The organism is Methylobacterium sp. C33D, assembly GCF_053345825.1.
The window spans coordinates 68967-89624 of record NZ_JBKFAV010000012.1 but is presented as its reverse complement, the minus strand read 5'-3'; the positions used below and the strand labels follow the sequence as shown (position 1 = coordinate 89624).

At 71.9% G+C, this 20658-nt stretch carries 19 protein-coding genes; 9 read left to right on the top strand and 10 right to left on the bottom strand.

Translation table 11 applies throughout. From position 1 onward, the window contains the following. Nucleotides 1–39 precede the first annotated feature (39 nt). The 6 genes from ACLBXO_RS11740 to ispG form a co-directional block, all read right to left on the bottom strand. Nucleotides 40–2367: a molybdopterin cofactor-binding domain-containing protein gene (locus tag ACLBXO_RS11740; RefSeq protein WP_447685476.1), complete on the bottom strand. Its 2328-nt coding sequence runs from the start codon at nt 2365–2367 to the stop codon at nt 40–42. Beyond that, a complete protein-coding gene (locus tag ACLBXO_RS11735) occupies nt 2364–2843 on the bottom strand; it encodes a (2Fe-2S)-binding protein (protein WP_012320864.1) in 480 nt (159 codons plus the stop codon). The genes ACLBXO_RS11740 and ACLBXO_RS11735 overlap by 4 nt, the downstream gene beginning before the upstream one ends. Nucleotides 2844–3305: 462 nt before the next feature. Further along, nucleotides 3306–3710 (bottom strand): type II toxin-antitoxin system VapC family toxin, encoded by a 405-nt coding sequence (locus ACLBXO_RS11730; protein WP_447685475.1) that lies wholly within the window; start codon nt 3708–3710, stop codon nt 3306–3308. Then, nucleotides 3710–3913: a type II toxin-antitoxin system VapB family antitoxin gene (locus ACLBXO_RS11725; protein WP_447685474.1), complete on the bottom strand. Its 204-nt coding sequence runs from the start codon at nt 3911–3913 to the stop codon at nt 3710–3712. The genes ACLBXO_RS11730 and ACLBXO_RS11725 overlap by 1 nt, the downstream gene beginning before the upstream one ends. 63 nt (nt 3914–3976) lie before the next feature. Next, entirely contained in the window at nt 3977–5986 is a 2010-nt protein-coding gene (locus tag ACLBXO_RS11720) for a potassium transporter Kup (protein ID WP_331312721.1), read from the bottom strand. A gap of 299 nt (nt 5987–6285) precedes the next feature. Beyond that, nucleotides 6286–7611: a flavodoxin-dependent (E)-4-hydroxy-3-methylbut-2-enyl-diphosphate synthase gene (gene ispG, locus ACLBXO_RS11715; protein ID WP_331312720.1), complete on the bottom strand. Its 1326-nt coding sequence runs from the start codon at nt 7609–7611 to the stop codon at nt 6286–6288. 408 nt (nt 7612–8019) lie between these two features. Between ispG and ACLBXO_RS11710 the strand changes: the two genes are divergently transcribed. The 8 genes from ACLBXO_RS11710 (at nt 8020) to deoA (ending at nt 14727) form a co-directional block, all read left to right on the top strand. Then, nucleotides 8020–9147, top strand: coding sequence for a patatin-like phospholipase family protein (locus ACLBXO_RS11710; protein ID WP_447685473.1), 1128 nt, complete (start codon nt 8020–8022; stop codon nt 9145–9147). Between the two features lie 60 nt (nt 9148–9207). Further along, nucleotides 9208–9774 carry a glutathione peroxidase gene (locus ACLBXO_RS11705; protein ID WP_331312718.1) on the top strand — a complete coding sequence of 189 codons (567 nt, stop codon included), beginning with the start codon at nt 9208–9210 and terminating at the stop codon, nt 9772–9774. Between the two features lie 57 nt (nt 9775–9831). Further along, the gene (locus ACLBXO_RS11700; RefSeq protein ID WP_331312717.1) at nt 9832–10467 is read left to right on the top strand and encodes a sigma-70 family RNA polymerase sigma factor; all 636 of its coding nucleotides are present in this window, start codon (nt 9832–9834) and stop codon (nt 10465–10467) included. A 101-nt stretch (nt 10468–10568) separates the two neighbouring features. Further along, nucleotides 10569–11336: an anti-sigma factor family protein gene (locus tag ACLBXO_RS11695; protein ID WP_447685472.1), complete on the top strand. Its 768-nt coding sequence runs from the start codon at nt 10569–10571 to the stop codon at nt 11334–11336. Between the two features lie 63 nt (nt 11337–11399). Continuing rightward, nucleotides 11400–11840 carry a cytidine deaminase gene (cdd, locus tag ACLBXO_RS11690; RefSeq protein WP_331312715.1) on the top strand — a complete coding sequence of 147 codons (441 nt, stop codon included), beginning with the start codon at nt 11400–11402 and terminating at the stop codon, nt 11838–11840. Beyond that, the gene (locus ACLBXO_RS11685; RefSeq protein ID WP_447685471.1) at nt 11833–12657 is read left to right on the top strand and encodes a purine-nucleoside phosphorylase; all 825 of its coding nucleotides are present in this window, start codon (nt 11833–11835) and stop codon (nt 12655–12657) included. Before cdd ends, ACLBXO_RS11685 begins: the two co-directional genes overlap by 8 nt. Continuing rightward, nucleotides 12650–13381, top strand: a complete 732-nt coding sequence (gene deoC, locus ACLBXO_RS11680; RefSeq protein ID WP_331312713.1) for a deoxyribose-phosphate aldolase — start codon at nt 12650–12652, stop codon at nt 13379–13381. Before ACLBXO_RS11685 ends, deoC begins: the two co-directional genes overlap by 8 nt. A gap of 2 nt (nt 13382–13383) precedes the next feature. Beyond that, nucleotides 13384–14727, top strand: coding sequence for a thymidine phosphorylase (gene deoA, locus ACLBXO_RS11675; protein ID WP_447685470.1), 1344 nt, complete (start codon nt 13384–13386; stop codon nt 14725–14727). A 24-nt stretch (nt 14728–14751) separates the two neighbouring features. On the opposite strand, the gene ACLBXO_RS11670 is transcribed toward deoA, so the two are convergent. The 4 genes from ACLBXO_RS11670 to dnaK all read right to left on the bottom strand — a co-directional run bounded on the left by ACLBXO_RS11670 (nt 14752) and on the right by dnaK (nt 19266). Further along, nucleotides 14752–15072: a hypothetical protein gene (locus ACLBXO_RS11670; protein WP_331312712.1), complete on the bottom strand. Its 321-nt coding sequence runs from the start codon at nt 15070–15072 to the stop codon at nt 14752–14754. Nucleotides 15073–15181: 109 nt separating this feature from the next. Further along, entirely contained in the window at nt 15182–15820 is a 639-nt protein-coding gene (locus ACLBXO_RS11665) for a class I SAM-dependent methyltransferase (RefSeq protein ID WP_447685469.1), read from the bottom strand. 139 nt (nt 15821–15959) lie between these two features. Next, nucleotides 15960–17099, bottom strand: a complete 1140-nt coding sequence (gene dnaJ / locus ACLBXO_RS11660; RefSeq protein WP_447685468.1) for a molecular chaperone DnaJ — start codon at nt 17097–17099, stop codon at nt 15960–15962. 250 nt (nt 17100–17349) lie between these two features. Continuing rightward, entirely contained in the window at nt 17350–19266 is a 1917-nt protein-coding gene (gene dnaK / locus ACLBXO_RS11655; RefSeq protein ID WP_029359089.1) for a molecular chaperone DnaK, read from the bottom strand. Between the two features lie 392 nt (nt 19267–19658). Here dnaK and ACLBXO_RS11650 point away from each other — a divergent pair, with 392 nt between their 5' ends. Next, on the top strand, nt 19659–20645 hold the full coding sequence (locus ACLBXO_RS11650; protein ID WP_447685467.1) for a hypothetical protein: 987 nt from the start codon (nt 19659–19661) through the stop codon (nt 20643–20645). Nucleotides 20646–20658 lie beyond the last annotated feature (13 nt).

Sequence of the window (20658 nt, the reverse complement as noted above, 5' to 3'; positions counted from 1 at the left end):
GTTCCCCCACGGCCCCAACGCCTCGCGGCGGGTGACGGTTCAGGCGCTCAGCTGATCGCGGATCGGCAATTGCCGGACCCGGCGGCCGGTGGCCGCGAAGATCGCGTTGGCGATCGCCGGCGCCACCGGCGGCACGCCGGGCTCGCCGACGCCGCCGAGCGGACCGTCCCAGTTGCCGCTCGGCACGAGGTGCACGCGGACCGCCTTCGGGGCCGCGTCGATCCGGAGGACCTCGTAGCCGTCGAAGTTGTTCTGCACCGCCCGGCCCTGCTTGAAGGTGATCTCGGAGGTCAGGGCGAGCCCCATCCCCATGACCACGGCGCCCTCCATCTGCGAGCGGATGCGCTCCGGGTTCACCTGCGGACCGCAATCGACCGCGATGTCGATCGCCTTCACCTGGACCTGGCCCTTGTCGTCGACCTCCACCTCGGCCGCCACCGCCGTGTAGGTGACGAAGCTGTAGTGGCCGGCGATGCCGAGGCCGGTGCCCTTGGGCATCTGCCGCCCCCAGCCCGCGCCCTTGGCGGCCGCCTCGATCACGCCGCGCAGGCGCCCGGTCTCGATCGGGTAGAGCTTCGGGTCCTCGCCGTAGTTCCAGACGTCGCCGATCTCGGTCGGGCTGATCTTGCGATCCGGTCCGATGAGCGCGAGCAGGTACTCCTTCGGCTCGCGGCCGGCGGCGTGCGCCAGCTCCGACACGAAGGACTGGATCGCGAAGGCGTGCGGGATGTTCGACACCGAGCGGAACCAGCCGATGCGGGCATGGGCGGCGGCCTCGGGGTTCTCCAGCCGCATGTTCGGGATGTTGAGCGGGGTGTTGACCAGCCCCATCCCGAGCTCGAACGGCAGCTCGTGCTTCGGATCGGGCGCGAAGATCGAGCCGATCGTCGGCGCCACCGAGCGGTGCAGCCACGCCACCGGCATGCCCTTGTCGTCGAGGCCGGCCTCCAGGTGCTCCACCGAGATCGTGTGGTAGAAACCGTGGTGGAGGTCGTCCTCGCGGGTCCAGGCGAGCTTCACCGGCGCGCCGCCGACGGCCTGCGAGCACAGAGCCGCCTCGACCACGTAGTCGGGCTTGGACTTGCGGCCGAAGCCGCCGCCGAGCAGCGTCACGTTCACCTTGACCTTGTCGTCGGGCAGCTTCAGCGCCTTCATCAGGCGGTCGTTGGCCGCCTGCGGACCCTGGACGCAGGCCCAGGCCTCGCAGAACCCGTCCTTCACGCGGGCCACCGCCGCCGGGGGCTCCATGGGGGCCTGGGCGAGGTGCGGCACGAAGTACTCGGCCTGGACCTTGGTCTTGGCCTTGGCCATCGCGCCGTCGACGTCGCCCTGCGTGCGCACGACCTTGCCGGGCTTGCGCGCGGCGGCCTCCAGCTCCTTGCGGAACGCGTCGGTGTCGTAGCCGGCGTTCGGGCCGTCGTCCCAGGTGATCTTGAGGGCGTCGCGCGCCTTCAGGGCCGCCCACGTGTTCTTGGCGACCACCGCCACGCCGCCGAGCGGCATGAACTCCGTGGGAATCGGGGTGGCGTCGATCTTGAAGATCTTCACGACGCCCGGGACCTTCTTGGCCTCGCTGTCGTCGAAGGACTTCACCGTGCCGCCGTAGACGGCCGGGCGCGCGACGACCGCGTAGAGCATCCCGTCGAGCTTGGTGTCGAGGCCGTAGATCGCCTTGCCGGTGGTGATGTCGACATTGTCGATCAGCCCGATCTTGCCGGTGCCGATGTAGCGGAAGTCCTTCGGGTCTTTCAGCTTGACGTCGGTGGGCACCGGCAGCTCGGCGGCCGCCTGCGCCACCGCGCCGTAGCCGAGGGTGCGGCCCGACTTGGCGTGGGTCAGCGTGTGGTTGACGGCCGTGACCTCGGAGGCCGGCACGCCCCACTGCTTGGCCGCGGCCTGGATCAGCATCAGCCGCGCGGCCGCGCCGGCGTGACGGAAATGCTGGAAGAAGTGGCGGGTCGAGCGCGAGCCGTCGGTGTCCTGGTTGCCGAAGCGGGTCTCGTCGCCCCAGGCCTGGACCACCTTCACCTTCGACCAGTCGGCCTCCAGCTCGTCCGCGACCGTGAAGGCCACCGAGGTGCGGATGCCCTGGCCCATGTCGGAGCGGTGGTTGGTCACCGTGACGGTGCCGTCCGGCGCGATCGCGACGAAGACTTTCGGATCGTCCCGCCAGCCATGCGGCATGCCGTCGGCGCCGAACTTCTGCTCCTTCTGCTCCTGAGTCTGGGTCTCGTCGGCCCGGGCGGGTCGGAGCGAGAGGGCCAGAACCAGGGCGCCGGCGCCGCCGAGGATGCCGCGGCGGCTGACGTTGTCGAGGGCCGGCTTGGTCTTGGCGAGCTCAGCGCTCAGCTTGGCGTCGTGGATCACAGGCGCTCTCCCTTGCTGGCGGGCGCCGGCTGGCCGGCGGCCTGGTGGATCGCGGCGCGGATGCGCGGGTAGGTGCCGCAGCGGCAGATGTTGCCGCTCATCGTGGTGTCGATGTCGTCGTCGGTGGGCTTGGGCGTGTCCTTGAGCAGGGCGGCCGCCTGCATGATCTGGCCGCACTGGCAGAAGCCGCACTGGGCGACGTTCTGGTCGCGCCACGCCACCTGCACGGGGTGGTTGCCGTCCGGCGACAGCCCCTCGATGGTGACGACCTCCTGGCCCGCGGCCGCCGAGACCGGCGTGATGCAGGCGCGGGTGGCCGCGCCGCCGAGATGGATGGTGCAGGCGCCGCAGAGCGAGACGCCGCAGCCGAACTTGGTGCCGGTGAGCCCGAGCTCGTCCCGCAGGTACCACAGCAGCGGCATGTCGGGGTCGCCGTCGAAGCTGCGCGCAGCCCCGTTCACGGTGAGTTTGATCATCGTTGCGTCCTGTCTGGCGGCGCCGGAGCGGCGATCAGTCGGGTCTGAGCCGGGCCTTCGGCCAGGACCGGATTTGCCGGCTAACGTTCACCGATGCGGCCGGGCCGCCGGGCTAACGCTCAAGCTCAGAATAATAAATATTCTAAGGCACCCGGCGGGGTGGGCGCAACGCGGGGACGCGGCCGGTCATCCCCGAGCCTCTGCGCCGCGGGCATGCCGCGTGCGGCGGCGCACATGGGCGGCCACCGACACGGAGACGCAGGCTGGTCGATCCAGGCTGGCGGCCCTGTCCGCCGCATGCTGCGGACGCGGTTGGTTCGAAGCGCGAACGCACCGTTGCGCCCCGATTCAGGGCGTCGATCCTGAGTCATTTCGCTCGCGATGATGGCGTTTCGCGTCGAACTCAGAGCCCCTGACACTGACTCACTCTGGATTCAATCGAGGCACGTCGGTCGCAGACCGTCACGGCACGGTCTCCAGGTCCGTCCTGCGAAACTCGTCGGCCGTGGCCAAAATCGGCGTGCGGTAGAACCGTGCCGCCGCATAGTGGAGACAATCGCCGAGGTTGAGGCCGTGGCGGCCGGCCCGGTATCGATGCGCGGCCGACAGGGCGAGCGCCGTCGTCTCGCTGGCCGGCGGCAGGTCGCAGATCTCGATGCCCCTGGCTTCGAGAAATTCGAGGACGATCGGCCCGACCGCCTCAACCGTCATGTCGAACTTGTCGGGCAGCGCGAGGGCCAGCACCGTTTCGAGGACGGCCACGGGCGACGTTCTGCACTGGCGTGCCGAGGCGAGCGCCGTGGAGATCCGCTCGGCCTCGGGCTCGTCGGCGAGCAGGGCGACGATCGCGGACGCATCCACGAACATCAGACGCTTTCCCACATCGCGTCGTACACGTCCCGCGCGAGAGGCACCCGTGCGGCGGTCTCCCGCGGTGACTCTTCCCGGTGGCGGCGCTCGATCGCCTCACGCATGGCGATGACGATCGCCTCGGTGATACCGACTCCCGCCAGGGCGGCGAACCGGCGTGTCAGCGCGTCGGCCTCGGGATTGTTGACGTTGATCGGCATGCAGGCGGCCCTCGGCCACGATGTAGATAATCGCTTCCGCCAATCTACACCGGCGTGCGGCCCTCAGACCGTCACCTGCGTCCCGACCTCCACCACGCGCCCGGTCGGGATCTGGAAGAAGTCCGTGGCGTCGTTGGCGTTCTTGGCGAGGGTGATGAAGATCCGGTCCTGCCAGAGCGGCATGCCGGAATGGGCCGCCGGCCGGATCGAGCGGCGCGACAGGAAGAACGACGTCGCCATGATGTCGAACTTGAAGCCCTGGCGGCGCAGCAGCACCAGCGTCTTCGGGATGTTCGGCGTCTCCATGTAGCCGAACTTCATCACGACCCGGTAGAAATGCGGGCCCACCGGCTCGATCCGCACCTTGTCGGCCTCGTTCGAGCGCGGCGTGTCCACCGTCTCGACGGTGAGGATCACGTTCTTCTCGTGCAGCACCTTGTTGTGCTTGAGGTTGTGCAGGAGCGCCGCCGGGGCGATCTCGGGATCGCTCGTCAGGAACACCGCGGTGCCGCGCACGTGGTGGGGCGGGCTCTTCTCCAGCATCCCGACCAGCTCGACCAGCGGCACGTCGGTCTTGCGGGTCTTGTTGAACAGGATCGTCACCCCGCGCACCCAGGTCCACATCAGGATGACGAGGCCGCCCGCGAGCAGGAGCGGCACGTAGCCGCCCTCCACCACCTTGATCAGGTTGGAGAGCAGGAACAGGAACTCGAGGACGATGAAGGGCAGCATGACGGCCGCCGCCGCCACGGGCGACCATTTCCACATGCGCCACATCACCAGGAAGGTCAGCGAGGCGGTGAGCAGCATCGTGCCGGTCACCGCGATGCCGTAGGCCGAGGCGAGCGACGACGAGGTCTTGAACAGCACCGCCAGCAGCACGACGCCGATCATCAGGAGCGTGTTGATCTGCGGCAGGTAGATCTGGCCGGCATGCGACTCGGAGGTGTGGCGGATCTCGAGCCGCGGCAGAAGCCCGAGCTGGATCGCCTGCCGGGACAGCGAGAAGGCGCCGGTGATCACCGCCTGGCTCGCCACCACCGTGGCGATCGTCGCGAGCAGCACCATCGGCAGCAGGCCCCAGGCGGGCACCAGCTGGAAGAACGGGTCGGCCGTGTCGGGCTTCTCCAGCACGAGGGCCGCCTGGCCGAGATAGTTGAGGGCCAGCGCCGGGAAGACGAGGCCGATCCACGCCACCTGGATCGGCTTGCGGCCGAAATGGCCGAGATCGGCGAACAGGGCCTCGGCCCCGGTCACCGCCAGGAACACGGCGCCGAGCGCCACCAGCGCGCCGGTGCCGTGACCGAGGAGGTAGACGACGGCGTGCACGGGATTGACCGCGCGGAACACCTCCGGGTGCAGGGCGATGTGCGGCAGCGCCGCGAGCGCCATGGCGAGGAACCACACGATCGTCACCGGCCCGAAGAACGACGCCACCTTCCCGGTCCCGCGGTTCTGCACGAGGAACAGCGCGACGATGATCACCACGGTGATCGGCAGGACGTAGTCGTCGAGGGCGGGGGTGACGAGCTTCAGGCCCTCCACCGCCGAGAGGACCGAGATCGCCGGCGTGATCACCGCGTCGCCGTAGAACAGCGAGGCGCCCAGCAGCCCCAGCATGAAGACGATGCGCGAGCCGCCCAGCGCCTTCCGGGCCAGCGCCATGAGCGAGAGGATGCCGCCCTCGCCGTTGTTGTCCATGCGCAGCAGGATCGCGACGTACTTGACCGTCACGATCATGAAGAGGGCCCAGAGGATCAGCGACACGGTGCCGATCACCTCCTCGGGCAGCAGGATGCCGTCGGTCCGGGCCGGGACCAGCGCCTCCCGGAACGCGTAGAGCGGGCTCGTGCCGATGTCGCCGTAGACGACGCCGACCGAGCCGACCAGCAGCGTCCAGAACCCGGCATGGCCGTGGCGCGTCTCGGCCTTCTCAGGAGCATCGAGCGTGCCGGAGGTCGCCGGTCCCTGGACGGGACCCTCGCCCTCTGCCGCCGGGGCGGCCTCGCGCGCGGTGTCGGACGCCGCGGGCGCGGGCTGGGCTGCTACGCCGGGTGCGAAGGTGTGGCTCATGCGATTGTCGGAAGCTCGGGCGTGGCCGGCGCTTCGCGGTTCGGCTCAGGGGCCTGTCGGGGCCGGGCAGAAAACGCGAAGACTCCGCCGAACCGTGCGGGCCGGCCACCGGGCCGACCGCTCGCGGGATCGTGCGGCCTTGCTACCATGCCCTCGTGCGCCCGGAAACCGTGTGCACCCGCGAAGAACGCGGAGCTGGGTCTCGGCTCGCCCGCGGCACCCCGGAACGACATCGGGAACGACGGCGGGGGCGACGCGGTCTCGTCTCGCGGACCGGGCGCGCCGACCCGCCCCGCGTCTCACTCCGCGGCGGTGCGCGTGCCGCCCTGGCCGAATCGGCGCTGGATGTAGTCGATCACGATCGTCTCGAAGTCCTTGGCCAGGGTCGGGCCGCGGAGCGTCATCGCCTTCTTGCCGTCGATGAAGACCGGCGCGGTCGGCGTCTCGCCGGTGCCCGGCAGCGAGATGCCGATATCGGCGTGCTTCGATTCGCCCGGGCCGTTCACGATGCAGCCCATCACGGCGACGTTCAGCCCCTCGACGCCCGGATAGGTCTTCTTCCACTCCGGCATCGAGGTGACGATCCAGTTCTGGATGTCGCGGGCCAGCTCCTGGAACGTGGTCGAGGTCGTGCGGCCGCAGCCCGGGCAGGCCGCCACCATCGGCACGAAGGTGCGGAACCCCATGGTCTGCAGGAGTTCCTGGCTGGCCTTGACCTCGACGGTCCGGTCGCCGCCCGGCTCGGGGGTCAGCGAGTAGCGGATCGTGTCGCCGATGCCTTCCTGGAGCAGCACGCCGATGGCGGCCGAGGCCGCCACGAGGCCCTTCGAGCCCATGCCGGCCTCGGTGAGGCCGAGATGGATCGCGTAGTCCGAGCGGCGCGCCACCTCGCGGTAGACGGCGATCAGGTCCTGCACCGCCGAGACCTTCGCCGAGAGGATGATCTTGTTCTGCGGCAGGCCGAGTTCCACGGCGCGGTCGGCCGAGCTGATCGCCGAGCGGACCATCGCCTCGCGCATCACCGCCCGGGCGTCGATCGGCCGCGGCGCCCTGGCGTTCTCGTCCATCAGGTGGGTGAGCAGCTCGCCGTCCAGCGAGCCCCAGTTGGCGCCGATCCGCACGGTCTTGTTGTGCTTGATCGCCTGCTCGATGATCGACGAGAACTGCGTGTCCTTCTTGTCCTTGAATCCGACGTTGCCCGGGTTGATCCGGTACTTGGCCAGCGCCTCGGCGCAGGCCGGGTGGTCGGCGAGCAGCTTGTGGCCGATGTAGTGGAAATCGCCCACCAGCGGCACGTGGACGCCGATCCGGTCGAGGCGCTCGCGGATCTTCGGCACCGCGGCCGCCGCCTCGTCGCGGTCGACCGTGATGCGCACGAGCTCCGAGCCGACCCGGGCGAGCTGGGCGACCTGCGCCACGGTGGCGTCGATGTCGGCCGTGTCGGTGTTGGTCATCGACTGGACGACGATCGGGGCGCCGCCGCCGACCGTCACCGCGCCGTCGCCCTCGCCGACCGTGACGCCGACGGTGCGGTGGCGCGGGGCGGGGCCGGCGATCTCCGGGCCGCCGCCGGCCAGCGGATTGTCGGCGGGGTTCTCGGAACGGGTGGCTTCCATGACTTCCATCGTGGACTTTCGCGGGCGCGCCTCGCGGGTGCCGGAGCCGTGACGGCTGCCGGACCGGTCCCGGGGACACGCCTCGCCGGAACTTCGGGGCTGCCGCGGGTTAGCTGCGGATGACCCGGCGCCGCGTCAACCCGGCGCCGCGCGGGGCAGCATCGCGCAGGACAGCATCGCGGCTGTCATGTCGTATCCGGGCGCGGATGTCGAGTTTCCTGCACGTCCCGCAGGCACCTGCCGCCGGCGCCGGCCGGTTTTCGTCGGCCTCTGTTGCCGATTCGCTCGTGCCGGCGCGGGCGCCGGCGCGGCGGGCGTCGCGGAGGACGGCACGGGGCGGATGCCGGTCCGCGATCCCGGCGCACGGTTGATGCTGCACTGCAGCATCCCATCTGTATGGTGGATTAGGAGGCCGACATGAGCGAGCAATTCGGCGGCACCGAGCCGCACAACCCCGCCACTGCCGTTCCCGAATCGCCCGTCACGGACGCGGTCGAGGCGCAGCCCGCGCAGGCGCCGGGCGCCGCGCTGGCCGGGCCCCGGGCCGAGAAGCCGGTGGCGCTCGCGCTCCAGGGCGGCGGCGCGCACGGCGCCTTCACCTGGGGCGTGCTCGACGCCCTCATCGAGGACGGCCGCCTCGGCTTCGAGGCGGTGACCGGGGCGAGCGCCGGGGCGATGAACGCCGTCGTCCTGGTGGATGGCTGGCTCAAGGGCGGCCCGGACGGGGCCCGCGAGGGCCTGGAGCGGTTCTGGCGCGAGGTCAGCCTCGACGGCGATCTGGGGCCGGCCCAGCGCAACGTCGTGAGCGGCCTGTTCAGCCTGTGGAAGGGCAATCCGGTGGCCGAGTTCTGGGCCAAGATGCTGGCGCCGAGCCCCTACGTGTCGAACCCGCTCAACATCAATCCGCTGCGCAAGGCGCTCGCCGAGCAGGTCGATTTCGACCGCCTGCGCGAGGCCGACACGGCGGGCCTGTTCGTCTCGGCCACCAACGTCTGGACCGGCAAGCTCGCGGTGTTCGAGCGCGAGCGCCTGACCGTCGACCACCTGATGGCCTCGGCCTGCCTGCCCACCGTCTTCCAGGCGGTGGAGATCGACGGCGTGCCCTACTGGGACGGCGGCTATCTCGGCAACCCGCCGCTCTACCCCCTGCACCGCGGCGCCCAGACCCGCGACATCGTGCTCGTCCAGATCAACCCCGTGGAGCGGCGCGAGACGCCGCGCACCGAGGCTGAGATCCGCGACCGGCTCAACGAGATCACCTTCAACGCCAACCTGATGCGGGAATTGCGGGCGATCGACTTCCTCGACGGGCTGATCGAGGAGGGCACCCTCGGCCAGGGCCAGTACCGCCGGGTCCTCGTGCACCGGATCGACGGCACGGACGCCCTGGACGACTACAACGCCGCCTCCAAGCTCGACGCCCGCTGGACCGTGTTCAAGCGCCTGCGCGACAAGGGCCGCGCCGCCGCGCAGGCGTGGCTCGCCGAGAACTACGAGCGGATCGGCCGGGACTGTACGGTCGATCTGCAGCAGGCGTACCAGTAGGTCGATCCTTTCCCGATCTGGTTCGTTGACGCGCCGGAACGTCCGCATCGGAGACCTGCCATGACGCTGCTGCGCCGCGAGGCCCTGATCCTGCTCGGTGCCGGCCTCGCCGGCGCCGCCCGCGCCGCCGAGCCGTCGGCCGGGACCGCGCGGGCCACGGATTTCGCCTTCGAGACCCCGGAGGGCGCGCCCATGCCGCTCTCCGGCTACGCGGGCAAGCCGATCCTCGTGGTCAACACAGCGACGGCCTGCGGCTACGCCGGGCAGCTCGCCGGGCTCCAGACGCTCTGGACGCGGTTCGGCGACCGCGGGCTCGTCGTGCTGGGCGTCCCGTCGCCGGATTTCGGCAACCAGGAGCCCCTGGACGGGCCGGCGATCGCCGAGGCGGCGCGGAAGAATCACGGCGTCACCTTCCCGCTCACGGCCAAGACCCGGGTGAAGATGCCGGGCGCCCACCCGTTCTACCGCTGGGCCGCCGCCGAGCGCCCCGCCGAGACGCCGCGCTGGAACTTCCACAAGTACCTGATCGCCCGGGACGGCACCCTCGCGGCGGCCTTCGCCACGCAGGTCGAGCCGACCGATCCGCGGATCATCTCGGGCATCGCCGCCACCCTCGACCAGGCCTGACCGCGGCGCCGGGCCGGCCCGCGGGATTAAACCGCCGGGGCGCCGCGTTCACACCCTATGGCATCGGACAAGAACAAGCGCCCGGACCTCCTCGACCTGATGGTGCCCCTGCGGCGCTACGCCCGGTCGCTCACCCGCGACACGTTGCGGGCCGACGATCTCGTCCACGACACGCTGGTGCGAGCCCTGGAGATGCAGGGCTCGCTCCGGCCGAACACCAATCTGCGCACCTGGATGATGACGGTGCTGCACAACGCCTTCATCGACGAGCAGCGCCGCCGGCAGGTCGAGGCGCGGCACGCCGACACGCTGGTCCGGATGACCGAGGACATGGCGCCGCCGGCGCAGGAGGGGCAGGTGCGCCTCGCCCAGATCCGGCAGGCCTTCCTCAAGCTGCCCGAGGAGCAGCGCGCCGCGCTCCACCTCGTCACCCTGGAAGGCATGGCCTACGCCGACGCGGCGGCCGTTCTCGGCATCCCGATCGGCACCCTGATGTCCCGTCTCGGCCGCGGCCGGGCGGCCCTGCGGGCCTTCGAGGAGGGGACGCGGACCGATCGCGGCGCCGACGAGGCGGAGCCCGCCAAGACATCCGAGACGCGGCGCGGGCCGCCCTCCGCCCTCCGGCTCGTCGTCTCCGACGAGCCGCGGGAACGGTCCGCCTGGCCTCTGCGACGCGCCGTCGGAGAGAGCTGAGCACGGAGCTGACGAAGGGCCGGCACCCGCGGGCGCCGGTGCCGACTGACGATTGCGACCGGCGGATCGCCTCCGGGCACGCTGGATTCGAGGACTTCACGATGATCGATCCGATCACAGACGACGATCTCATCGCCTTCGTCGACGGCCAGATCGACCCGATGCGCCGTCTCGACGTCGAGGCGCACCTCGCGGCCAATCCCGCGGCCGCGGCCCGGGTGATGGCGGAGATGCACGACCGCGACGCCCTGCGGGCCTGCTTCGAGCGCGTTCCGGGGCCCGGGCCGGACCGCAACATGGTCCTGGCCCGCCGCTTCGACCGGAACCAGCGCTGGCGTCGCGTCGCCTCGCGTCTCAAGCGGGCCGCGGCCATCGCCGTGCTCGTGGGCGCGGGCTGGCTGGCGCACGACGAGATCGGCCGCTTCGGCGTTCCCGACACCCTGGCGGCGACACCGGATCCGGCCCTGATCGCCGACGCGCGACAGGCCCGGGTCGTGGCGCTGCTGCGCAAGAGCATCGGCGGCCAGGCCGACGATCCGGTCTACGACCGGGCGCGGCTCCGCTCGGCCACCGGCATCGACCTGCCGGCCCTGCCCGATGGCTGGCGGGTGCGCGACATCCAGGTCTTCCCCGCCCGCCACGGCACGGGGATCGAGGTCGCCCTCGAGGCGGGCGATTTCGGCGAGGCGTCGCTGTTCGCCACCCGCGGCATCCGCGGCGGACCGACGACGCTCACCACCGGCTCGGACGACGGCGACGTCGTCTCGTGGAACGCCGGCGACACCGCCTACGCCCTGAGCGGTCCGCGGAGCGACGCGGACCTGCGGCAGGCCGCGAGCCTCCTCGGCGCCGGTCCGGCGAGCCGCTGAGGGCGCGCCGGACTCCCGCCCGGGGCCTCGACAGGGCGCCCCGGTGGGTGCCAAAGATCGGCCATGCAGGCCGCGGAACCAGCACGGGACCCAGCAGGGGACGATGACGGGCTCGCCGCCCTGTTCGAGGCCGCCCGCGCGGTGCGCGGGCGGGCGCACGCGCCCTATTCCCGCTTCGCCGTCGGGGCCGCGCTGCGCGACGAGCGCGGCGCGCTCCACGCCGGCTGCAACGTCGAGAACGCTGCCTACCCGGTCGGGACCTGCGCGGAGGCCGGGGCGATCGCCGCCATGGTGGCGGCGGGCGGCCGGCGCATCGCGGCGATCCTGGTCTGCGGCGACGGCAACGGCCCGGTGACGCCGTGCGGCGCCTGCCGCCAGCGCATCCGCGAGTTCGCAGCGCCGGACACGCCGATCCACGCCGCCGGTCCGGGCGGCGTCGCCCGCACCTTCACGCTGGCGGAGCTGCTCCCGGACTCCTTCGGCCCGGAGACGCTCGGTGAGTGAGGCGGCCGCCCGCGCGGCGCTGCGCGCCGCCGGCTTCGCGGGCCCCTACGCCTGCGCGGTGGTGGCCGGCACCGGCCTCGGCGGGATCGCGGCCGCCCTCACGGATGCGGCCGCCGTCGACTACGCCGAGATCCCCGGATTTCCGGGACCCGGCGTCAGCGGCCATCGCGGCCGGCTGCACCGCGGGCGCCTCGCGGGGCGCGAGGTCCTGATCTTCGAGGGGCGGGCCCACGCCTACGAGCGCGGCGACCCGGCGGTGATGCGGGTGCCGCTCGCCTGCGCCCGGGACCTCGGCGCCCGGCGCCTGCTGCTCACCAACGCCTCGGGATCGCTGCGGCCCGGGACCGGGCCGGGCAGCCTCGTGCTGCTCGCCGACCACATCAACCTCTCCGGCCTGAACCCGCTGATCGGCGAGGCCAGCGACGCCCGGTTCGTGCCCATGACAGAGGCCTACGACCCGGACCTGCGGGCGCGGCTCCGCGCGGCGGCCGAGGCCTGCGGCGTGCCCCTGGGGGAGGGGATCTACGCGTGGTTCTCGGGACCGAGCTTCGAGACGCCCGCGGAGGTGCGGATGGCCGGCATCCTGGGCGCCGACCTCGTGGGCATGTCGACCGTGCCCGAAGTGATCCTCGCCCGGTTCCTCGGCCTGCCGGTGGCGGCGGTCTCGGTCGTGACGAACCTCGCGGCCGGCATCGCGGGCGGCGCGCCGCACCACGCGGAGACGAAGGCGGTGGCGGCCCGGGCCGCGGCGGATCTCGGCCGCCTGGTCCGGGCCTTCGTGGCCGGCCTGCCCGACGGAGAGACAGCCGATGACTGACCCCGAAGCCGGCGCGGTCGCCCGCCGGGCCCTGCCGCTCCTCGACCTCACCGATCTCGGCGAGACCTGCACCGAGACCCGGATCGACGCCCTCTGCCGGGACGCGAGGCGCGGCGGCGTCGCGGCGATCTGCGTCTGGCCGCGCTTCGTCGCGCAGGGCGCGCGGGCGCTCGCGGGCACCGGCATCCGGATCGCCACGGTGATCAACTTCCCGAAGGGCGGCGAGGATTGCGCCCGCGCCACCGACGACACCGCCGAGGCGCTGCGCGACGGCGCCGACGAGGTCGACCTCGTCCTGCCCTACGCCGCGCTGCTGCGGGGCGAGGCTGCGGTGGCCCGCGACATGGTCGAGGCCGTGCGCGATACCTGCGGGTCCGCGACCCTCAAGGTGATCCTGGAGACGGGCGAACTCGCCGAACTTGGCCGGATCCGGGAGGCGAGCCGGATCGCCCTGGAGGCGGGCGCCGATTTCCTCAAGACATCCACGGGCAAGAGCCCGGTCTCGGCGACCCCGGAGGCCGCCGAGGCGATGCTGGCCGAGATCCGCGCGAGCGGCCGCCCCGCGGGCCTGAAGGTCTCGGGCGGCCTGCGCAGCGTCGCCGACGCCGCCACCTACCTCGACCTGGCCGACCGGCTGATGGGCCCCGGCTGGGTGAGCCCGAGAACCTTCCGGCTCGGGGCGAGCAGCCTGTTCGAGACCCTGATCCGGGCGCGGACGCTGTGAGCGTGCGGCTGCCCCGGGAGAGGTTGCCCCAGGAGACGATCCGGGCCAAGCGCGACGGCCTGCCCCTCGATCCAGACGAGATCGGGGCCTTCATCCGCGGGCTCACCGACGGCACGGTCGGCGAGGGGCAGGCGGCGGCCTTCGCCATGGCGGTGTTCTTCCGCGGCCTGTCGCTGCCGGAGCGGGTGGCGCTGACGCGGGCGATGGCCGAGTCGGGCCGGGTCCTCGCGTGGGACCTGCCCGGGCCCGTCCTCGACAAGCACTCCACCGGCGGCATCGGCGACGCGGTGAGCCTGCCGCTCGCCCCGATGGTCGCGGCCTGCGGCGGCTACGTGCCGATGATCTCGGGCCGCGGCCTCGGCCATACCGGCGGGACGCTGGACAAGCTCGGCAGCATCCCGGGCTACGACGCGACGCCGGGGCTCGACGCGTTCCGGCGGGTCGTCGGCAGGGTCGGCTGCGCCATCATCGGGCAGACCGCCGAGCTCGCGCCCGCGGACCGGCGCCTCTACGCGATCCGCGACGTCACCGGCACGGTCGAGTCCCGCGACCTGATCACCGCCTCGATCCTGTCGAAGAAGCTCGCTGCCGGGCTCGACGGGCTGGTGATGGACGTCAAGCAGGGCTCCGGCGCCTTCATGGCGACGCTGCCCGAGGCGCGCGCCTTGGCCGAGAGCATCGTCACGGTGGCGGAGGGGGCCGGCCTGCGCACCGCCGCGCTGATCACCGACATGGACGCGCCCCTCGCCAGCGCGGCCGGCAACGCCGTCGAGGTCGCCTACGCGATCGACTACCTGACGGGCGCGCGCCGCGAGCCGCGCTTCCACGCGGTCACGGTGGCGCTGGGCGCGGAGATGCTGGTCGCCGGCGGCCTGGCGCCGGACCGCGACGGCGCCGCGGAGCGGCTGGAGGCGGCCCTCGCGTCCGGCCGCGCGGCCGAGGGCTTCGCCCGCATGGTCGCGGCCCTGGGCGGGCCGGGCGACCTGCTGGAGAGACCGGAGGCGCATCTGCCGGCGGCCCCCGTGCGCCGGGCGGTCCGTCAGGACGGGACCGTCGCGGGCATCGCCACGCGGGCGCTGGGGCTGGCCGTGATCGGGCTCGGCGGCGGCCGCACGCGGCCGGAGGATCCCGTCGACCCGCGGGTCGGATTCACGGATCTCGCCGGTCCCGGATCGTCCGGCGGCCTGCTCGGGATCGTCCACGCGGCCGACGAGGCCGCCGCGGACCGGGCCGAGGCCGCGCTGCGGGCGGCCTACCGGATGGGCGAGGCGCCGCCGGAGCGGCCCCCCGTCCTCGAGCGGGTGGGCGCCGGCGCGCGGCCGCGCCCGGCCCTCTCGGAGCCGTGACCGAGCGCGGCCGGCGCGGAGCCCTTACCAGCGGCCGTGGCCGTGGCGATGGCCCCAGCCCCCGTGATGGTGGTGACGCGGGCCGAAGCCGCGGTGTCCCCAGCCGTAATGGTGGCCCCGGCCCCAGCCGCCGTGATGGTGATGGCGCGGGCCGTAGCCGTGATGGCCGAAGCCGCCGTGGCGGTGCCCGTAGCCGTAGCCGTACTGGACGGTCTGGACGTCGCCGGCTTCCGCCCGCAGGCCGGCATCGCGGCCGAGGGGCGCGGCCATCGCCGGGGCCGCGAAGGCGAGCCCTCCGAGGGCCAGGGCGGCGGCCAAGCGGGTCCGTGCGGTCTTGGTGAACATCGGCGTTCTCCTGATCCACGCCGGTCGCCCTGTGGCGTCCGGCCGTGTCCCAGGTCTGCGCCCTTCCAGTTGACGCAAACGTGACCTGTTCGCTCAGGCCGTGTTCAGATCAGGGGCGGCGGTAGACCCAGACCCGCGCCGGCGGCAGGTTCAGCCAGACCCGGTTGGAGCGGTCGGCGGTGTAGCTGCCGGCCTCGCAGCGGGCCGGGATCGGCGGCACGACCGCGTAGGTGAACTGCACGAACGGCGCGCCGGGCCGCATCAGGTCGTGGGCGGTGTTGAGCAGGTCGAGCCTCTGCTCCAGCGGCTTGGTGAACAGCGGCAGGCTCGAGATCGTCGCGGCGGCCGGCTGCGTCAGCACGTCCTGCAGGCTCGCGCGCATGTTGTAGGCGTCGCCCTGGATGACCCGGACGCCCGGGAAGCGGTGGGTCAGGAGCCGGCAGAAATCGGGGTTGAACTCCACGAGGATCAGCCGCTCGGGCGCGACGCCGCGCCGGATCAGCGCCTCGGTCACCGGCCCGGTGCCGGGGCCCAGCTCGACCACCGGCCCCTCGAGGCGCGGGTCGACGTAGGCGGCCATGGTCCGCGCGAGCATCTTGCCCGAGGGCGTCACGGCCCCCGTGACCAGCGGGCGCTCGAACCAGGACCGCAGGAACCGGGCCTCGTCCTCGAGGGGGTCGCGCCGCGGCCCGGATATCGCGCTCCTGCCCGCAGGAGCCTTCGCGTTGGGACGGCGGAGCGGCGGCAAGTCCTGGATTCCTTGATGCCGGATGAGAATGAATGGCTAGAGACGGCGCTGTCTTACAGTCAAGCCGGCGCCGCGCCTAGGGGATGCGTGCCACGCGGGCCGCTTGCATAACGGGCCGTCCCGGGTTTCGGATCCGGCCTCACGGCCGGACCGCGCCCCCGAAGAAGTCCCGGACCTTCGAGAAGAAGCCCGCGGATTCGGGATGGTTCTCCGGGGAGGCCGACTGGTCGAACTCCTGGAGCAGCTCGCGCTGCCGCTTGGTCAGGTTCTGCGGGGTCTCGACGAAGACCTGGATGTAGAGGTCGCCGACCTCCCGCGAGCGCAGCACCGGCATGCCCTTGCCCTTGATGCGGAACTGCTTGGCGGTCTGCGTCCCCGCGGGGATGCGCACCTGCGTCTGCGAGCCGTCGATCACCGGCACGGTGATCTCGCCCGAGAGCGCGGCCGTCACCATCGAGATCGGCACCCGGCAGAACAGGTCGGCGCCGTCGCGCTGGAAGAACTCGTGCTGCTTGATCGACAGGAAGACGTAGAGGTCGCCCGCCGGGCCGCCGCGCAGGCCGCTCTCGCCCTCGCCGGCGAGCCGGATCCGCAAGCCGTCATCGACGCCCGCCGGCACGTTGATCGAGAGGGTGCGCTCGCGGTTGACCCGGCCGGCGCCCTGGCAGGCGGCGCAGGGATCGTCGACGATCTCGCCGCGGCCGTGGCAGTTCGGGCAGGTCCGCTCGATGGCGAAGAAGCCCTGCGCCGCCCGGACCCGTCCGTAGCCCGCGCAGGTCGGGCAGGTCCGCGGCTTCGAGCCGGGCTTCGCGCCGGAGCCGTCGCAGACCTCGCAGGTGATCGAGGTCGGGATCTTGATGGTCTCGGCCTTGCCGGTGAAGGCCTCCTCGAGGGTGATCTCCAGGTTGTAGCGCAGGTCGGCCCCGCGCTCGCGGCCCGGCGTGCCGCCGCGGCCCCGCGCGGCGCCGCCGCGGCCGTCGCCGAAGAAGTTGTCGAAGATGTCCGACATGAAGTCGCCGAACTCGTTGCCGAATCCGGGGCCGCCGCCGCCCTGGCTGAAGGCCGCGTGGCCGAACCGGTCGTAGGCGGCGCGCTTCTGGCCGTCCGAGAGGCACTGATAGGCCTCGTTGATTTCCTTGAACTTGATCTCGGCATCCTTGTCGCCGGGATTCCGGTCGGGATGATAGGTCATCGCGAGCTTGCGAAAGGCGACCTTCATCTCGCCTTCCGTGGCGGTCTTGGTGACCCCCAGGATCTCGTAATAGTCCCGCTTCGACATCCCGCCCTCAGGTGCCTTCCCGTCCCGTCCCGTCACCCGGGCCGCGACGCTTCTACCACCGCGCCGCCGTTCCGGGTGGCTGCCGACGAGCCCGGAAGCCGGAAGCGCCGACGACGCAGATCCACGATCTGCCGGCGGGTCCGGATTCCGGGTCCCGCAGGCCCGGCATGACGGAGCTTCTGAATACGCTTCTCACGCAAAGGCGGGGCCGGATCGCTCCGGCCCCGCGCGGTCGTATCAGATCCGCGCCTCAGGCGCGCTTCTTCTGGTCCTTCTCGTCGACCTCCTGGAAGTCGGCGTCGATGACGTCGTCCTTCTTCTCGGAAGCCGCCGCCTCGGCACCCGCATCCGGGCCGGCCGCCTGGTTGGCGGCGTACATGGCCTCGCCGAGCTTCATCGAGGCCTGCATCAGGTCCGTGGTCCGGGCCTTGATGGTCTCGACGTCGTCGCCCTCGAGCGCGGTCTTGAGCGCGGTCATCGCGGTCTCGATCGCGCCCTTGTCGGCGGCCGGGACCTTGTCGCCGTACTCGGTCACCGACTTCTCGGTGGCGTGGATCAGGCTCTCGCCCTGGTTCTTCACCTCGACGAGCTCGCGCCGCTTCTTGTCGGCCTCGGCGTTCGCCTCGGCGTCCTTCACCATCCGGTCGATGTCGGCGTCCGAGAGGCCGCCCGAGGCCTGGATGCGGATCTGGTGCTCCTTGTTGGTCGCCTTGTCCTTGGCCGTCACGTTGACGATGCCGTTGGCGTCGATGTCGAAGGTCACCTCGATCTGCGGCATGCCGCGGGGCGCCGGCGGGATGCCGACGAGGTCGAACTGGCCGAGCAGCTTGTTGTCGGCCGCCATCTCGCGCTCGCCCTGGAAGACCCGGATCGTGACCGCGTTCTGGTTGTCCTCCGCGGTCGAGAAGGTCTGGGACTTCTTGGTCGGGATCGTGGTGTTGCGGTCGATGAGCCGGGTGAACACGCCGCCCAGCGTCTCGATGCCGAGCGACAGCGGGGTCACGTCGAGGAGCAGGACGTCCTTGACGTCGCCCTGGAGCACGCCGGCCTGCACGGCGGCGCCGATGGCCACGACCTCGTCGGGGTTCACGCCCTTGTGGGGCTCCTTGCCGAAGAACGACTTCACCACCTCCTGGATCTTCGGCATGCGGATCATGCCGCCGACCAGCACCACCTCGTCGATCTCGGAGGCCGAGACGCCGGCATCCTTGAGCGCCTTGCGGCAGGGCTCGATCGTGCGCTGCACCAGATCGTCGACGAGCGACTCGAACTTCGCGCGGCTGAGCTTCAGCGCGAGGTGCTTCGGGCCGGTGTTGTCGGCGGTGATGTAGGGCAGGTTGATCTCGGTCTGGGTGGCCGAGGACAGCTCGATCTTGGCCTTCTCGGCGGCCTCCTTGAGGCGCTGGAGGGCGAGCTTGTCCTTGGTCAGGTCGATGCCCTGCTCCTTCTTGAACTCCGCCGTCAGGTACTCGACGATGCGGTTGTCGAAGTCCTCGCCGCCCAGGAAGGTGTCGCCGTTCGTCGACTTCACCTCGAACACGCCGTCGCCGATCTCCAGGATCGAGACGTCGAAGGTGCCGCCGCCGAGATCGTAGACCGCGATCGTGCCGGACTTCTTCTTGTCGAGGCCGTAGGCCAGCGCCGCCGCGGTCGGCTCGTTGATGATGCGCAGCACCTCGAGGCCCGCGATCTTGCCGGCGTCCTTGGTGGCCTGACGCTGGGCGTCGTTGAAGTAGGCCGGGACCGTGATGACCGCCTGCGTGACCGGCTGGCCGAGATGCGACTCGGCGGTCTCCTTCATCTTCTGCAGGGTGAAGGCGGAGATCTGCGAGGGCGAGTACTTCTTGCCGTCCGCCTCGACCCAGGCGTCGCCGTTGTCGCCGCGGGCGATCTTGTAGGGCACGAGGCCCTTGTCCTTCTGGGTCATCGGGTCGTCGTAGGTCCGGCCGATGAGCCGCTTGATGGCGAAGAACGTGCGCTCGGGGTTCGTGACCGCCTGGCGCTTGGCCGGCTGGCCGACGAGCCGCTCGCCGTCGTCCGTGAAGGCGACGATGGACGGCGTGGTGCGCGCGCCTTCCGAATTCTCGATGACCTTGGGCTGCGTGCCTTCCATCACGGCCACGCAGGAATTGGTGGTGCCCAGATCGATGCCGATAACTTTACCCATGGTGGGATCCCTCTTTGTGTCGCGTTCAAGCAGACCGCCGAGCCCCGAAGCAGCTCGGCCCATGGCGGTGTCGGGGGTGATGTGAGTATGGGACCCGGGCCGGATCAAGGGCCGTGAACGGCTGAAACCCAGCGCGCAATCCCGCGTCGAGGGCGATATAAGAAGCCCGTTCCGGGCCCGCAAGGCGAAGCCTGCGCGGCGGGATCGGGCACGCAGATCCGCGCCATCCCCTTGTCATTCCGGCAGGATCTCGCCGTACGACCGGCCTCGCCCCGGTGGCGTGGCTGCATTTTGTTGCTTCGCTGCCACGTCGGCGCCATCGACGGCGTGTTAACGTTTCGACAAGGGGTTGCGCGTGGCCCCGCCACTTCGTGTCCCCGTCGTAGAGTCCGATGCGCCCGACCCGCAGCCTCCTGCTCCCGATCCTGGCGGTCGCCGTCGCGGCGCCCGGGATGCTCGCCGCGCCCCCCGCGCGGGCCCAGAACTTCTTCGAGCGCCTGTTCGGCATCAAGCCGGAGCGGCCGCCTGTGCCGCCGCGCGGCCTGCCGGAGCCGGCGCCCGCGCCCGGGGCACCGGGCGAGCCGGGCCCGCCCGCGGCGGCCCCCGAGGCGCCCCGGCCGGCCCCCGCGCCGGCCCGCCCGGTCGTGCTGAAGACGCCCTCCGAGGACGGCGTGATCGGCCAGGAGCTGCAGCTCAACGGCCTGTCCGGCTCGCTGAAGCTCGAGCGCTCCGGCACGGCCGTCACGGCGCGGATCAAGCTGCCCGGCACCAAGATCTCGCAGCCGGCGGAGTCGTGCACGGTGCCGCTCGCGGGCGGTAATCCGGTGACGCTCACCGCCGAGGGCAAGCCCGAGGGCGTGCCGCGCTTCGAGGCCGCCGGGGCCGAGTGCCCGCTGCGCTTCGACGTGACCGACGGCGGCGTCCTGGTCTCGAGCCTGGGCTCGGGCCCGGTCTGCACCTTCTCGGCGGCGGATTGCGCGACCACGCCGGTCGGCCTCTGGGGGCCGGGCGCCGCCACCCTGATCCCGCGGGCCGGCGAGTTCGACACCGCCCGCGGCGTGGCCGACAAGGCCGTCCGGGACAATTACAAGCTGATGACCCAGCGGGCCCGGCGCGAGGATGTCCGGCCGATCGTCAGCGAGCAGGCGGCGTTCTCGTCGGACCGGGAGCAGCTCTGCCGCACCTACGCGCGCGAGGGCACGCACGGGTTCTGCCATCTGCGGGTGACGGAGAACCGCGCCCTGGCCCTGGCCACCCGGCTCGGCGCCAACACGGCGACGCCCACCGCCTCCGTGGCGCCCCGCCGGCCGCGGCCCAAGCCCGCGGTCGAGGGCATGAACCCGGACGCGGTCGGCGGCGGCGACGCCGTTCCGGAGTAGACCGCCCGGTAAC